The organism is Thaumasiovibrio subtropicus, from assembly GCF_019703835.1.
Lineage (GTDB): Bacteria > Pseudomonadota > Gammaproteobacteria > Enterobacterales > Vibrionaceae > Thaumasiovibrio > Thaumasiovibrio subtropicus.
Genome location: NZ_AP023054.1, coordinates 578,880 through 594,338, shown reverse-complemented (window position 1 = coordinate 594,338; position 15,459 = coordinate 578,880). Strand labels below are relative to the sequence as shown.

Annotated in this window: 14 protein-coding genes; 2 read left to right on the top strand and 12 right to left on the bottom strand. The window is 48.1% G+C overall.

The features are described 5' to 3' along the window. Nucleotides 1–2 precede the first annotated feature (2 nt). The 11 genes from TSUB_RS02815 to epd all read right to left on the bottom strand — a co-directional run bounded on the left by TSUB_RS02815 (nucleotide 3) and on the right by epd (nucleotide 10,715). Nucleotides 3–1,277, bottom strand: coding sequence for a TadA family conjugal transfer-associated ATPase (locus TSUB_RS02815; RefSeq protein ID WP_087023857.1), 1,275 nt, complete (start codon nucleotides 1,275–1,277; stop codon nucleotides 3–5). An 8-nt stretch (nucleotides 1,278–1,285) separates the two neighbouring features. Next, the gene (locus TSUB_RS02810) at nucleotides 1,286–2,521 is read right to left on the bottom strand and encodes a CpaE/TadZ family protein (protein WP_087023859.1); all 1,236 of its coding nucleotides are present in this window, start codon (nucleotides 2,519–2,521) and stop codon (nucleotides 1,286–1,288) included. A gap of 6 nt (nucleotides 2,522–2,527) precedes the next feature. After that, on the bottom strand, nucleotides 2,528–3,016 hold the full coding sequence (locus tag TSUB_RS02805) for a hypothetical protein (RefSeq protein ID WP_087023861.1): 489 nt from the start codon (nucleotides 3,014–3,016) through the stop codon (nucleotides 2,528–2,530). Then, entirely contained in the window at nucleotides 3,013–4,341 is a 1,329-nt protein-coding gene (locus tag TSUB_RS02800) for a type II and III secretion system protein family protein (protein ID WP_087023863.1), read from the bottom strand. Before TSUB_RS02800 ends, TSUB_RS02805 begins: the two co-directional genes overlap by 4 nt. 9 nt (nucleotides 4,342–4,350) lie before the next feature. Further along, on the bottom strand, nucleotides 4,351–5,148 hold the full coding sequence (gene cpaB / locus TSUB_RS02795; RefSeq protein ID WP_087023865.1) for a Flp pilus assembly protein CpaB: 798 nt from the start codon (nucleotides 5,146–5,148) through the stop codon (nucleotides 4,351–4,353). A 16-nt stretch (nucleotides 5,149–5,164) separates the two neighbouring features. Continuing rightward, nucleotides 5,165–5,626 (bottom strand): A24 family peptidase, encoded by a 462-nt coding sequence (locus TSUB_RS02790; RefSeq protein WP_087023867.1) that lies wholly within the window; start codon nucleotides 5,624–5,626, stop codon nucleotides 5,165–5,167. Further along, nucleotides 5,626–5,841 (bottom strand): Flp family type IVb pilin, encoded by a 216-nt coding sequence (locus tag TSUB_RS02785; protein WP_087023869.1) that lies wholly within the window; start codon nucleotides 5,839–5,841, stop codon nucleotides 5,626–5,628. Before TSUB_RS02785 ends, TSUB_RS02790 begins: the two co-directional genes overlap by 1 nt. A 295-nt stretch (nucleotides 5,842–6,136) precedes the next feature. Further along, on the bottom strand, nucleotides 6,137–7,021 hold the full coding sequence (gene mscS, locus TSUB_RS02780; protein ID WP_087023871.1) for a small-conductance mechanosensitive channel MscS: 885 nt from the start codon (nucleotides 7,019–7,021) through the stop codon (nucleotides 6,137–6,139). Nucleotides 7,022–7,199: 178 nt separating this feature from the next. Then, nucleotides 7,200–8,276: a class II fructose-bisphosphate aldolase gene (gene fbaA / locus TSUB_RS02775; RefSeq protein WP_087023873.1), complete on the bottom strand. Its 1,077-nt coding sequence runs from the start codon at nucleotides 8,274–8,276 to the stop codon at nucleotides 7,200–7,202. 149 nt (nucleotides 8,277–8,425) lie between these two features. After that, nucleotides 8,426–9,589, bottom strand: a complete 1,164-nt coding sequence (locus tag TSUB_RS02770; RefSeq protein ID WP_087023875.1) for a phosphoglycerate kinase — start codon at nucleotides 9,587–9,589, stop codon at nucleotides 8,426–8,428. A 91-nt stretch (nucleotides 9,590–9,680) separates the two neighbouring features. Further along, nucleotides 9,681–10,715, bottom strand: coding sequence for an erythrose-4-phosphate dehydrogenase (gene epd / locus TSUB_RS02765; RefSeq protein WP_087023877.1), 1,035 nt, complete (start codon nucleotides 10,713–10,715; stop codon nucleotides 9,681–9,683). A gap of 236 nt (nucleotides 10,716–10,951) precedes the next feature. Here epd and TSUB_RS02760 point away from each other — a divergent pair, with 236 nt between their 5' ends. Further along, a complete protein-coding gene (locus TSUB_RS02760; RefSeq protein ID WP_087023879.1) occupies nucleotides 10,952–12,751 on the top strand; it encodes a hypothetical protein in 1,800 nt (599 codons plus the stop codon). After that, complete coding sequence (locus TSUB_RS02755) at nucleotides 12,748–13,785, top strand: glycosyltransferase family 2 protein (RefSeq protein ID WP_087023881.1); 1,038 nt, start codon at nucleotides 12,748–12,750, stop codon at nucleotides 13,783–13,785. Before TSUB_RS02760 ends, TSUB_RS02755 begins: the two co-directional genes overlap by 4 nt. On the opposite strand, the gene TSUB_RS02750 is transcribed toward TSUB_RS02755, so the two are convergent. Further along, complete coding sequence (locus TSUB_RS02750) at nucleotides 13,733–15,409, bottom strand: LTA synthase family protein (protein WP_221274553.1); 1,677 nt, start codon at nucleotides 15,407–15,409, stop codon at nucleotides 13,733–13,735. The genes TSUB_RS02755 and TSUB_RS02750 overlap by 53 nt on opposite strands. Nucleotides 15,410–15,459: the final 50 nt, after the last annotated feature.

Here is a 15,459-nt window from a genome sequence, read left to right as displayed (position 1 = left end):
GACTATGGTCCTCGGTTGAAGGCAGCGTTGAGCTGGTCGACAAGACCAAAGAATCGGGCTTTCTCATAGAGGACAGAACGCTGCATTAAACCTGCGGTGACAAACTCGCCTTGTACTTTACCGTCAACTTGATGTGGCGATGGTTTGAACCGGAAGATCTCTTCCATCACCACATTTTCCCCTTCCATACCGATCACTTCAGCGATACTCATCACCTTACGCGAACCGTCATGGAGGCGGCTAACCTGAATAATGAGATCCACCGCGCTGACAATGGTGCGGCGAATCGCTTCTAAAGGCAGGCTCGCCGTTGCCATCATCACCATACTTTCGATACGGCCCAGCGCATCACGTGGGCTATTGGCATGCAGTGTCGACATTGAACCATCGTGACCCGTATTCATCGCCTGCAGCATCTCGAATGCTTCAGCACCACGGCACTCCCCCACAATGACCCGATCGGGGCGCATCCGGAGTGAGTTGATCACTAACTCTCGCTGACCAATTGCCCCCGTATTCTCGATACCTGCCGTTCGAGTTTCCAAGCGCACAACATGCGGCTGAAGCAAGCGAAGCTCTGCCGCATCTTCAATAGTGACAATGCGTTCGTTTTCGGAAATGTGTTGAGAGAGGGCGTTCAGCATGGTCGTCTTCCCTGAACCCGTACCGCCAGAGATAACTAAGTTGAGGCGACAACGCGAGGCAATTCTCAGTAAGGACGCCATTTCTGGGCTCATTGCACCGAAGCCAACAAGTTGTTCAAAATCAATACTTTGCTTTTTAAACTTTCGAATAGAGATCGACGTCCCATCGATAGCAATTGGCGGAATCACAATGTTCACCCGACTCCCATCTTTCAAACGGGCATCACACAAGGGGCTAGACTCATCGACCCGGCGTCCTACTTGCGATGCGATCCGTTTGGCGATCTCTTGCAATTGAAAATCATCGATAAAGACAACTTCCGATTTTCCCACTTTACCGCCACGCTCAATAAAGACATTATCAGGGCCATTGATCATGATGTCAGAGATCGACTCATCTTCCATCAGGGTCTGCAAGGGCCCCAGTCCCACTAACTCGTCACACAGCTGTTTGACAAAATCATTACGGATCACGGCGGGGATGGGATAGTTTTCTCGCTCGATCAGCAGATCTACCGCGCTCGATAACTGCTTCATCAACTGATCTTTATTGAGATTATTCAGCGCTTCTGCATCGATCGCATCAAAAATACTGCGTCGCAATTTCACGTAAATCTGTTTTGCTTCAAACATGGCTTACCTCACCGACGAGAGAACAGAGACTTTAGCCCTTTCCGTTTACTGTTAGATTCCCCCACCAACTTAGACACCAAAAGTTTGAGTGGGGAAGACATCTTTGTTTTGCCGTTAAACAGCCGCTTTCCTTGCAACACTAAGTCACCCGCATGCGGTTCATACGGTAATGTGACATCGATTTTTTTATCTAAATAGGTTTCAATATCCTTGTCGGATACCGTTTCAAACTTGCTCGCGCGGTGGTGATTGACAACAAGTAGCAAGCGAATGGGGTGGCCTGCTTCGTGGCGGAGTGGATTGACTTTTTCAAGTAGGCGCTCAGTTTCTCGCAATGAAGACACGGTTGGTTCCATCACAATCACAATGATATCGCTACGCTCACACAACCATGCCGCCGATGCCTCAAAGTTAATAGAGGCGGAGACATCCTCAACGATGAAGTTCACATCATGAGACACCAACTCCACCACTGAATCAGTGAAATCACGCACCTCTTGATGTCCCCCCTCTTTGGAGCCAATAGAGAGCACTTTGATCTTCTCAGAGACTTTATCCAATAATGTCAGGGCGGAATTGTGGTCAAGTTTACTGGTTAAGGTGCCGGGCTGGAGTTGACGCTTAGCGAGATCTTTTTTCCCCAACATGATATCGAGGTTGCCGCCACTGTAGTGATGGTCAACCAACAGCGCGGAGGCGTGTTTATCGTCAGCAAGCCCATAAGCAATTTCAGCGCATATGAGGGAGCAGCCAACGCCACCTTTTGATCCCACCACACTGACCCGCTTCCCTTTACGGTTTTGACCAAGGCCTTTTTGTCGCTGGCGGTTTTCATTCACACTCTTAACGAAGTCGATCAGCTCTTGCTTTGAAATAGGCCAAAACAAGTAGTAGAACCCCATGCCTTTCAACTGACGAATGGTAGAGATAGCATCTTCATCACCAATGACAACCACAGAGGCATGGTTCGGAATGATGTGACTAATACGCTCGGCATCCGCTACCACGGAATCGCTATTGTTGAGCTCTAGCAATACCAGTTCGATCTCTTGGGTCTCAACATGCTCGACGATGTGAATGTCTTTATTTTCAAGAATGACAGGTTTGCCCAATCCCTCGAACGCAAAAGCTTCCATCACCAAAGATCGACAAACTTCCGTTTTAAAGAACAAGACGGCCTTGATGGCATTTTCTTGCTGCTCATCGACGGTGTGTTTATTGAGAATATCGACTAAATCAAACATCTATCGCTACTCCCTGTTTGTGTTTAGCATTTTCTCGGGATGCACTAACGACTGCCACCGCGCACTCTCGGAGTAACAGTTAAATGCGCCCGCGCCCAATGCTTCCGCTTTTACTGGCTGGCAGAGTGGCACTTGCACATGATGCGTCGCAATCACAATTTCTAAAGGGCTATTGAGTTCGGCGGCCATCATGGATATCTGCATCGGTGGAACACCGACTTTTAACATCCACTGCTGGGCGGCCTTCGCGAGTTTTTTGCCTTGATTACCATCCCAATAGACGGTCACCGCTTCTTTCAGCAATAAAGGCTTATGCTGCTCCATAAACGCCATCATGGCTTGCGACTGTACTTTATAGCTTTGAGACCCTTCGATACCTTGATAGTGGTAGTCGACCCCAATCACATCAATCGCTACTGGAGTGTAGTGGCCATCAATTTGATTCACACATGCTGTTAACCCCAATGCCCAAAGGCCTATCCAAACTGGCTTCATTGCTTGAATCCTCCGGTCATCAAGATCTCTTCAGCCCATTGCTGTGTCTTGGGAGAGGTGGTGGGTTTGATCCCTAAGAATCGCGATAATGTAGAGGTGCGTTGAATCGTCGGTAACTGAATCTGCGTGGCTTGCACTGGCTCAACCAAATTGACCGTAGCCACAATGATCAGCTCGGTTTTACGCCGCTCTGTTTGGGTATGGCGGAACAGTGAGCCCAAGATAGGCACATCACCAATCAGCGGGATTTTCGACAGGGTCTCTCTATCCTCGGTATTCAGTAATCCACCAAGAACAAAGCTCTGCCCATCACCGAGTTCCACCGTCGTTCTCGCTCGACGAGTACGAAAAGAGGGAATATCGAGGACTTCTGAACGATAAGAGACGTCTACCGCACTCACTTCGGGCATCAGGGAAAGCTTGATCTGATCATCTTCAAGTACCCGAGCAGCGACTTCTAGGCGTATACCGAACTCTTTGTAACTCACGGTATAGGTATCATTGATAAACACCACAATGGGGATTTCACCCCCAACCAAAAAACTCGCGGTTTCTCCAGAAATCACCGACAGATTGGGCTCAGCCAAAATTTGTCCAACACTGTCATCATCTACTGCGGAAATAAACAACGCGATATCATCCGCACTGAAATTGGTAACAAAGTCGGCGAACTGCCCATTACCAGCAAAGGTACCATCGCCGACAATCGACCCCCATCGCACGCCTAACTCTTGAAGAAAGGTGTGTGAAACTTCAGCTATCGATAGCTTCACGTTGACCTGTTTGGTCGTGGCTAGCTCAATGTTATTGACTAAACCGGCATAACGACGGCGCGTCATGAAATCAATCTCTAAACTTTTTTCGCCGATATCCCAGTTGATTTTGTAATCGTCGTAATCCTTACCGAGCAACTCGCCCACTAGCGAGTAGATGGCCTGCCGCTCTCGATCCGATGACACCGTCCCGGTTAACACCACCTGATCACCGAGGTTAGTGACGGTAATTTCTGCATTGGGATGATTGATCGCTATCTGTTGCTGGATATGCGTCAGACTCTTGTTCACCACCAACTTACGGTTCGCTAAGGTGGTTCGATTCGCGCCAAACACCAGCAATGACGCATTACCTACCGCACGTCCAAATACAACAAGGCGTTTTTCATCGATGACTTGGTAATCCGCAATCTCTGGATTGGTAATAAAGACAGTTTCAATGGGCTGTTCAAACACCAATGTCGTGGCCTCATCTTGGCCTAAATTCACAATACGTGCTGCCATTGTTGGGAACACCATGAGTAGCGCAAGAAAACCGATAACTCGTTGCATTACCTACCCTCAATTAATCACGCGTTCGTTGCCACGTAGCTCAGTCACAGAGAAAAAGTCAGGAAGCACATCGCCCGTATTCGCTTCATGTTGCGACTCCGCCGACATGGATTTATGGAGCTCTAATAGGCCGATCCGTTTTGCAATCACCATTTTGGCGACATCTTCTTTGGTCAACTCCAGCACGACATTGACTTCCGTGCGTGGCTTACCGTCAATGCTAGGTTTTTCAACCTGCAGCACCCGTTTCCGTATCAATAACGGATGGACAGTCACCCCCCGAAAGTCAGTCATCACTTCGCCATGCGCCAAGTTTTGCTTGAGCGAGGTCAAACTCACGATATCGACATAGTCACCAGACTTAATCAGTCCGCCAAAGACCGCTTCCGTACTCGCTTGATAGGAGTAAGGAATATACCCTGGCTCAATCATCAAGTTGATATACTCAGGTGAATCTGGGTCGACGATAAAATTCGCTTTAAAAGGATGTCCCGCACTCAAGGCCGTGCGTACGACAGAACCAGGAACAATGGCAGGCTTGGGCTCTGACGCCAATAACCAAAGGTTTGCTTCCGCATCTTCTTCTGGCACTTGACGTCGAACAACATCGACCACGGAGACCGCATCCTTTGCTTCAAAATCGCGTCCAAATGCCCAGACAGTCGTCAGCTTGACTTGCGGTGCTTGCTCAATCACTTCGACTTGTTGTGGTGGCGGTGCGGGCTCTTTAAAGAGGTTGCCAGTTAGCCCGTAGACACCAATACCAATGGCGAGAAAAGCGATTAGCAAGATGACTTTTTGTCCCATTGCGTCCCTCGATGCGCTATAACGTTGAGAAAACTACACCAGTAAACCCTGCTAACGCGATGGGAATACCGTATGGAATACCCCGCGATTTTAACTGTTCCCATTGACGAGACTTCCATGCCCACAGCACCAAAATTAGCGTTACAACTCCACCAATAATGGCTGCCAAAAGTAGCGTAGGAAGCAAAATATCCGCGGTGATGGCAATGCTGTAAGCAGCGAGAAGTTTTACGTCGCCAGCGCCTACAATGCCCCAGTAGAAAAGAAAAAGGCCTGTCACCAGAACAGTTGCTGTCCCAACAAGTGCGTTCCAACCGATACCGAATTGCAGGTTAATGACCATACAACTTATCGACACCACGCCAATCCACGTGTTCGGCAAAAGGCGATGTCGAATGTCATAGACACACAACAGCAGAGACAGCACCAACAAGATTGACCATGCCGATACTTGTTGGAGCGTCTCGCCGCTGAACATCAGTTTGCGTTGTTAATTTGCGTTTCTACGTCCGCCATTGCGTTGTTCAACGCATTCTGAAGTGGGTTACCACCAGACGAGAAGACAGCAACAACAACCGCAGCAACCGCTACCGCAATAACAGCATATTCAATCGCAGTTACCCCACGCTGATCGCGACGGAAGGCTTCCATAACATAGATCGCTTTTGCACCGAGTTTGTTTAACAAAGACATCGTAAATCCCTCATACCTACCACACTCGTGGCATACAACACACTTATGCACTCACATTGAGTTGCAATACACCTATCAGGAAAGAAACAATCAATTGCATAAACAAAATTGTGATCCTTACCCAGCATTTATAGGTATAGCGCATACTGTTATATTTACAAGGCATTGTTAGAAGTATTCATAAAACAAATGACATGGCGCAAAAAATCACAAATTCGAGGATAAAAAAAAGGCACATAACTGTGCCTTTTTTAAGAAATTGCTTTGTAAATCAAACAGTTTAATCTAGAGAAAACTATTCAGGTTTTGAGACATGTACATCCATTTGCGGGAATGGAATCTCAATCTTCTCATCATCAAGACGCTCCTTGATCGCTTGTAGCAAGTCAAAGTAGACATCCCAGTACTGATCGGTCTTAACCCAAGGACGAACCACAAAATTGACAGATGAGTCGGCAAGCTCAACCACACCCACTTGTGGCGCGGGCGATTTCAGTACTCGCTCATCGCTTGCACAGACTTCTTCTAACACTGCTTTTGTCTTTTGTAGATCAGCACCATAAGAAACACCAATCACGTAATCAATACGGCGCACTCGGTGACGAGAGTAGTTAGTGATCGGGCTGCCAATCACACTGCCATTCGGCACCACCACCATTTTGTTATCTGGCGTTTTAAGTACGGTTGAGAAGATTTGAATAGACTCAACAGAACCCGCAACACCCGAGACTTCAACATAGTCGCCTGACTTGAATGGACGGAACGCGACAATGATGACACCCGCAGCGAAGTTCGACAGTGAGCCTTGAAGTGCCAGACCAATCGCAAGACCTGCCGCACCCAACACCGCAACGACAGACGCTGTTTGTACACCGATACGCCCTAATGCAGCAATCATGACAATGGTAAACAAGGTATAGCGGACAAGCGCTGACACAAAATCCACTATTGCTTGGTCAAACTCACGCTTGAGAAGTACTTTACCCACACCGCGTGAAATCGCTTTCACAAAAATGTTACCAAAGAAAAGAATGAGCAGTGCTGAGAGTACATTGACACCGTAGCTGATTAGCAGCTCTTGATTATCAATCACCCAGTTACCGGCATCCATGACACCTTCCGTTATTTCATTGTTTACCAAAGTGTCGACAACGACTTGGCCCGCAGTCTCTTCACTCATAGATATACTCCTTATAAAGCATTGGCCGATAAATTCGCGCAATGATAATCAAATTTCACTTCGCTCAGTAAATATATTTTACAAATCAGCTATATCTATAGTGCAATTTCTTATTATTTAGACAAAAAAAACCCCGCCAATGTGGCGGGGTTCATATCTCTAGCTATTAAAGCCTGAATTATAGTACGTCGATCGCGTTAAGGTCTTTGAACGCTTGCTCAAGACGGTTAACCATACCAGTCTGACCAGCACGTAGCCATACGCGAGGATCGTAGTATTTCTTGTTTGGCGCATCTTCGCCAGTTGGGTTACCAATTTGACCTTGTAGGAAATCACGGTTTTCAGCTTCGTACGCACGAACGCCATCCCAAGTTGCCCACTGAGTATCAGTATCGATGTTCATTTTGATAACACCGTAGCCGATTGACTCTTCGATCTCTTCTTGAGTCGAACCAGAACCACCGTGGAATACGAAGTTTAGTGCGTTAGGTGCAATACCGAACTTCTCAGCACAGTGTGCTTGAGAATCACGTAGGATAGTTGGAGTCAGTACAACGTTACCTGGCTTGTAAACACCGTGTACGTTACCGAAAGAAGCAGCGATAGTGAAACGTGGGCTGATAGCAACCAGTTTCTCGTATGCGTATGCTACGTCTTCTGGAGAAGTATAAAGCTCAGACGCGTCCATGTGAGAGTTGTCTACGCCATCTTCTTCACCACCAGTACAACCTAGTTCGATTTCTAGGGTCATACCTAGCTTAGCCATACGCTCTAGGTACTGAGCAGAGATTTCGATGTTCTCTTCTAGTGACTCTTCAGATAGGTCAATCATGTGAGAAGAGAATAGAGGCTTACCTGTTTGAGCGAAGAACTCTTCACCCGCGTCTAGTAGGCCGTCGATCCAAGGAAGTAGTTTCTTAGCAGCGTGGTCAGTGTGAAGGATTACTGGTACACCGTAAGATTCAGCGATAGCGTGAACGTATTTTGCACCCGCTACAGCACCTTTGATTTGTGCTTCTTGACCTTCTAGCTTCAGGCCTTTACCTGCGAAGAATGCCGCACCGCCGTTAGAAAACTGAACAACAACTGGCGCTTTCACTTTCGCCGCAGCTTCAAGTACAGCGTTGACAGAGTCAGTGTTAACTACGTTAACTGCTGGAAGAGCGAACTTGTGCTCTTTAGCAACTTCAAAAACTTTCTGTACGTCGTCGCCAGAAATAACACCCGGTTTTACAAAATCGAAGATCTTAGACATGACAATAGTCCTATTTACTTGTTGTCTGTGTTGGCTCACAGGTTGCAATCGTTTGCTTGGGCGCCATTTTAGTCAAAGCTGATCCAATTCACAAACGATAAACAAAAAATAATAAAAAAGGCGGTGTGAATCACACCACCTTAAAAACTTTACGCTTTTGCACGCTCTTCTAGCATGGCAACGGCTGGAAGTACTTTACCTTCAACGAACTCAAGGAAAGCACCGCCGCCAGTAGAGATGTAAGACACATCTGCTTTAATACCGAACTTGTCGATAGCGGCTAGGGTGTCACCACCACCGGCTACAGAGAAACCAGCAGACTCAGCGATTGCTTTAGAGATGCCTGCAGTACCTGCTTCGAAGTTCTTGAACTCGAAAACGCCTACTGGGCCGTTCCAAAGGATAGTCTTCGCGTTACCGATGATTTCAGCAAGCGCAGCCGTTGAATCTGGACCTAGGTCGAAAATCATGTCGTCGTCAGCAACTTCAGAAACGTGCTTGATTTCAGCTTCTGCGTTCTCATCAAATGCTTTTGCACACGCAACGTCAGTGGCGACTGGGATAGAACACTCTTTCATTAGCTTCTGAGCTGTTTCAACAAGGTCTGCTTCGTATAGCGACTTACCGACGTTGTGGCCTTCAGCGGCGATGAATGTGTTCGCGATACCGCCACCCACAACGAGTTGGTCTGCCACTTTAGATAGCGACTCTAGCACTGTTAGTTTAGTAGAAACTTTAGAACCGCCCACGATAGCAACGAGTGGACGCTCTGGGTTGTCCATTGCTTTACCTAGTGCTTCTAGCTCAGCGGCTAGTAGAGGACCCGCACACGCGACAGGCGCGTTCATGCCAACACCGTGAGTAGACGCTTGAGCACGGTGAGCCGTACCGAATGCATCCATGACGAAGATGTCACAGAGTGCTGCATATTTCTTAGATAGCGCTTCTTCGTTCTTCTTTTCGCCTTTGTTGAAACGAACGTTTTCAAGAACAACAAGCTCACCCGCGTTTAGCTCAAGACCATCTAGGTAGTCTTTTGCTAGTTTAACGTCGCAGTCTAGAGCGTCGTTTAGGTAGTTAACCACTGGTTGTAGAGAGAACTCTTCTGCATACTCGCCTTCAGTTGGACGACCTAGGTGAGAAGTCACCATTACTTTTGCACCCGCTTCTAGGCAGTGCTTAATGGTTGGTAGTGATGCCAAAATACGCGCATCAGACGTTACTTTGCCTTCTTTTACCGGTACGTTCAGGTCAGCACGGATGAATACGCGCTTGCCAGCTAGGTCGAGATCAATCAATTTGATAACAGACATTCTTTGTCCTCTACTCAAGTTATCCAAAAGTTTAATGTGCCTATTCCATGTTGCTAGGCACGCAAATTTCAATGTTGCTTTATCGCATCCTTCACGGTTGCGAAGAGTGGTACATCGCCAATGCGGTATCTAGCATTCGGTTTGCAAATCCCCACTCGTTATCACACCACACCAACATCTTGACCAAGTGCTGATCGCTCACTCGAGTTTGAGTGCCGTCTACAATGGCGCTATGGGGGTCGTGATTAAAATCTATCGAGACAAGCGGTGCCTCGGTGTAATCCACAATGCCGTTTAATGTACACTGTGATGCTGTGATCAATGCTTGATTTATGTCATTAACTGTAACATTAGTGTTGACAGTGACACTCAAGTCCATCGCGGTAACGTTGACTGTTGGCACGCGAACAGAAATCGCCTCAAACTTTTTAGCAAACTGCGGGAATATGCGACCAATCCCCAAATGCAGCTTGGTATCTACGGGAATAATAGAAGCACTCGCGGCGCGCGTACGGCGTAAATCCGTATGATAAGCATCGATCACTTGCTGATCATTCATCGCGGAGTGGATAGTGGTGATGGTGCCCGAGTTGATGCCAAATGCCTCATCCAAGACCTTGATGACGGGTACAATACAGTTGGTTGTACAGGAGCCATTTGACACAATGCGATCGTCGTCTTGGAGTGTGGTGTGGTTGACACCGTAGATGATAGTGTTGTCGATATCTTGCGAAGCGGGATGAGAGAAAAGTACCTTGTTGGCCCCCACTTGAATATGCGCAAGGCCATCGTCGCGCGAGCCATAAACCCCGGTACAGTCGAGCACAATGTCAACGTCGAGGTCTCGCCATGGTAATAAAGAGATGTCGCTCAAGTGCAAGATGCGGATCGAATCGATATCACCTTTGCCATGGTCAATGAACAGGTGCTCTTGGTCGTGAGTAACAGACTTGTGGAATCGGCCATGGCTAGAATCGTATTGGAGAAGATGCGCCATAGCTTCAGGTTGTGCCAGTTCATTGACGGCAACGACCTTAATCTGTTGATGTTTGCCGCTTTCATAGAGCGCGCGTAGTACGCTGCGTCCGATGCGACCAAACCCGTTAATTGCGACTTTCAGTGTCATATCCATGCAAGATGATTAAAAAGCACGTCGATTCTACCCCAAGTTGTGTGGCTAATCACGTCAAATGTGAGGGCTGACACACTTTTGTTGTTTTATTCCTACTTAACAAAAAAGGCCGTTCTACCGCGGGCTCTTAACCATATTGGCCACTTTCTCATCGTTAAGGCGATAAAAACCCCACCAAAACATACTCTTGAAATATAATTAAAATAACTTTTATTCTTTTGGGTGATTTCATGGCAAAGACGGATGTCTTCCCGCCCGTTAAACGCGCTCAGCAAAATAGCTGGCTAGGCTTCACATTCGTTGCGTGGTGCTGTGTATCGGCTGCACTGCTTTTCACCCAATGGGATGCTGTCTCCCTCAGACAATTTGCTGACAATGATGATTACCTGCGCTGGGTGCAATTTACCCAATGGTTAGAGACACCTTCGTGGTACCTGCAACCTCTTCCGCGTTTTAATCCAACCGATGGCCAGATCATCCATTGGTCTCGTTTTCCTGATCTTCCATTGGCAGCCGTCACGTGGTTACTCAGCCATCTCATGGATGATGCCATTGCCGCCACCTTGTCAATCTCCCTTATCCCACTGCTTTATCTTCTCGGGCTGCTTTTCGCGATTGGGCACCTGACGGCCCGTATGACAGATAATCACACCGCAAGTCTCGCGATTGTCGTCACTTTGCTTTCCCCTCTCCTTTCACCTTTCGTGCCTAGCGCCATTGACCATCACGGTTTACAACTTTGCCTTCTTGCTTGGATTATCGCACTCACCCCATTTCATCGCGAGGAGTGCAGATCCTCCAACCCGCTTCGTCTCCAAGCCATACTTATCGCGTTATCACTGTGGGTCGGATTAGAAAACATCATCGCCTTTTTGCTGCTGCTACTCACACTTTGCATTATCGGCTATCGTCATCAGGCTTTTCTCTATTACTGCCAAAGACTTTGCTGTTATCTGCTTGGCTTAGTTCCCATCGCCATCTTGTTGAGCCGCCCGTGGGAAGACTTTCTTCACACCCACAATGACCAAATCTCCATCGCTTTAGTGACACTCCTTGCCTGTGGCTGGCTATTTTGCACCTTGTCCTTGTGGTGTTTTCGTCGCCTTGAGGGGAATAGCCTTGCCCTTCCCTTACGCTTTCTCTTCCTCAGCCTGATAGCCATCTCGCCATTTTTAGCATTGCATCCCACATTCTTACTCGGCCCTTACTATCAGTATCCTGACCTATTGGCGCAGTTTTGGTTAAACCATGTCTCTGAGGCGATGCCGATCATCGATTACCTATACAGCAAAGGTGTGTGGATTAGCCAAAACTATCTCTTCGTCTATGCCCCCGCGCTACTGGCATGTTTCTGGGGACTAAAAACACCACAGTTAAAAGTTGTCTATGGCTTGATGCTGGTGGCGATGGCGCTCCCCCTCTTTTGGCAACTTCGTACCATTTACACCGCCTCTCTCATCGTCATGCCGTTGTATGCCTACAGCTGTATGCAGTTTCTCTCGCACCTTCCGTTACAGAGTCGTCACGCCAAATTTGCGGCAAGTCTCTTACTTACGCCATTGGCAATCCTTTATCTCATGCAAAGCCTCAATAAGTGGACAGATGGCCCTTCGGATCCCGCTCTACGAACGTCATTAAGCGGAACCGAAAAAGTACAGCCTCTACTCGATAGCAATATTCACGATGCCTTGATCTTGGCACCTGTTTCCTATGGCACACCCATACTGGCGCTCACAAACAATCGTATTCTCGCGGCGCCGTATCACCGAAATGTCGCTGGAAACCTCTTCGTTATCCGCTTATTAACCAGTAGCAACCAAGAGGAGGCATATCAAAAACTCCTGAAGGCAGAGGTCGACTACCTGATGTTCGGTTCCGAAGATGCAAGCCGCATCCTCCTGAAGCAGAGCCCAGAGACGGCGCTTATCCACCAGCTACATACCAACCAACTGCCCTTGTGGCTTACTGAAATCGCACACGCTCACGATCACATCCGCCTACTCAAATTCACCCCGGAGAAAGCACAATGAATCACTATCACATTGCCGTGCTCTTACCCTGCTTTAATGAAGCGGGTGCTATTGGTGATACCGTACGCAGTTTCCAGCATGCCCTGCCCGGCGCGGCCATCTACGTCTACGACAATAACTCGACCGATGACACCATCCATGAAGCGAAGCAAGCTGGCGCTCTGGTCTTTAGAGAGCGACGTCAAGGGAAGGGGGAAGTGGTCAAGCGCATGTTTGCCGATGTCGAAGCGGATATTTACGTGCTGGCTGATGGAGATAATACCTATGATGCCAATGCTGCCCCGACACTGATTCAAACCCTCTTGGATGAAAACCTCGATATGGTCACGGGCACTCGCTCTATCTCTGACGACGCCTACCCAACAGGCCATATCATCGGTAACCGCTCATTCAGTGCGTTGATCAGCCTGTTCTTTCAATCAAAGCTCAATGACGTCTTCTCTGGTTACCGAATTATGAGCCGTCGCTTTGTCAAATCGGTGCCCGTTCTCAGCAATGGGTTTGAGATTGAAACCGAGTTAAGTGTCCATGCTTTACATCACCGCTTAGCAACAAAAGAGGTCTCGACTTTATATCGAGCCCGCCCTACCGGCACAGCAAGTAAACTCAACACATTTCGAGATGGCCTGAAAATCCTCAACTTTATTCTTTTTCTGCTCAGAGACGTCAAACCACTCGCCTTTTTCACCAGCTTAAGTCTGTTCAGTGCCTTTCTCTGTCTTGCAATCGGTGTCCCGGTTATCGTTGATTTCTTCGCCACTGGGTTGGTGGAACGATTCCCAAGTGCCATCCTCGCCAGTGCACTCGGCGTCATCAGTGTCTTATGCCTCTTTACTGGATTGATTCTCGACAATGTCAGCCGAGGACGCCTCGAGGAGAAGAATCTCAGATATCTCGCTTTTCCCTCAGTGAAAGGCACAGCGGTGAACCTACAAAATAAGCAACCTCTCAGGGCTTCGGAGACGATAGAAAAAGCGCCCCCTAACGAGATGGATCAACCGCCGACCGCCTCTTCCCGCTCCGAGTGGCATTAATGAAGTCAACAACGCGCTGACTCCAGTCATTGTCTTCTAACGCGCGGGTGTTATCGCCTGCGAGTCGCACATCAAACTGTGAAGAGCGGCATTGGGCAGTGACTCGGGAGCGATCATCGCCGCGAACATAGATTTGACAGTTTGCCGGCTTTGTCATCGTCAGAGGAAACAAGGCGCCACGAAAATCGGAAGAGCACTGCTTACCGGCTAACCAATCGACCAAGGAGGGTAAGATATCCGTGTGCTGTATTGGAGCATCAATCACCCTCTGCTTCCCTTGCCAATAGACAAACCCCGGTATCGCCGCCGCTGCCATTCTCCCGCTCTGCGCCGCCTCACTGGCAGTAACACGGCTCATCGTACGGTGATCACTCATTACAATGACCAAGTTATTACCTACGGCAATCTGTTGTATCAGCGTCGCTAGCCATCGGTCACTGTAACCAAACGCCTCTTCTTCCCCACGCTGTAGACGCCCAGAAGCGTCTGGGTAGTAGTAAGGACTATGAGTCGTCACATTCTCAATCACAACAAACTGATCGCGCTTGCCATGCAGGGCCTCGACCTTCTTAAGCAACAGTGCATCGGGCGGCGAATCAAACAGCAATCGCTGCCCTTGATAGTCAAAGTCATCACTATCAAGCAAGGTTTGAAAGCCAATGGCGCTCAACCAACTCGCCTTATCAAGAAAGTTTAAATCACCGCTCGTAATAAACTGGCTATGATAACCGTGAGCATTGATAGCAAGCAGTACGCTTCGTTCATTTGACACTTCCGCCAATGACACCTTTCCCGACAGGTTCGTCTGTGGAAAGAGGGGCAGTTGCCCGGTAAAAATGGCATAAAGGCTGGCTTCTGTGGTGAACCCATTGCTGAACAAACGAAGCAAACTATGGTTAGCGGCTGCCAATGCATCCAGTTGCGGCGTCCAGCTCGGCTGCCCTCCCTCCATAAAATAGCCACTGTGATATCGAGACCAAGACTCGACTAAGACAACATAGATATTGTCAGGGCGTGCGGGTTCCACTGACGTGCACGTTAAACCATCGTTGTAGTTCAAACTATCAATAAAGCTCTGACTGTAAGGTTCTCGTTCAGTCGAGAGCCAATTGGCCGCATAAACATTGCGAAAAAACACCGCTCGCGAGGAGTCGCCATGAATTGGCTCTGCGACACTAAGTAAAAAACCGGCGCAAACGACACAGCTAAAGACTGTGGCTGAGCGTTTTCGGCGCGGAAACCAAATCAAACGATGACACCAAAACAGCGCTGCGATAAGAGCGAGACTCGCCAGCAGTAACAAGAACACTGGCATACCGACAGCATGAGAGACTTGCCCCCCGTAGTGCAGCGCATCTTGCCAATATAAACGTGTCGAAAAGAGAAGTATCACCGCGATATCAACGACATAATAGAGGTACAACAACAAGGCTAGTAGCGTGAAAAACCCACGCATCAACCCTCGTTGTGGACTGTTGCCCAATAGACAAACAAGGGCCAGTAAAATCGCAATATCATTAAGAAAGAGGTAGAAGTGGCTTAGCGGTTCATCCGCAGCAAAGGTTTGGCCCAATGTCACCAAGCGATAGAGAAATGGAGTAACAAGCACCACCCAAAGCAGCATAGTTTTCACCACATAAATCATAAGCTTAGATTGGCACATAAAAAAAGCCA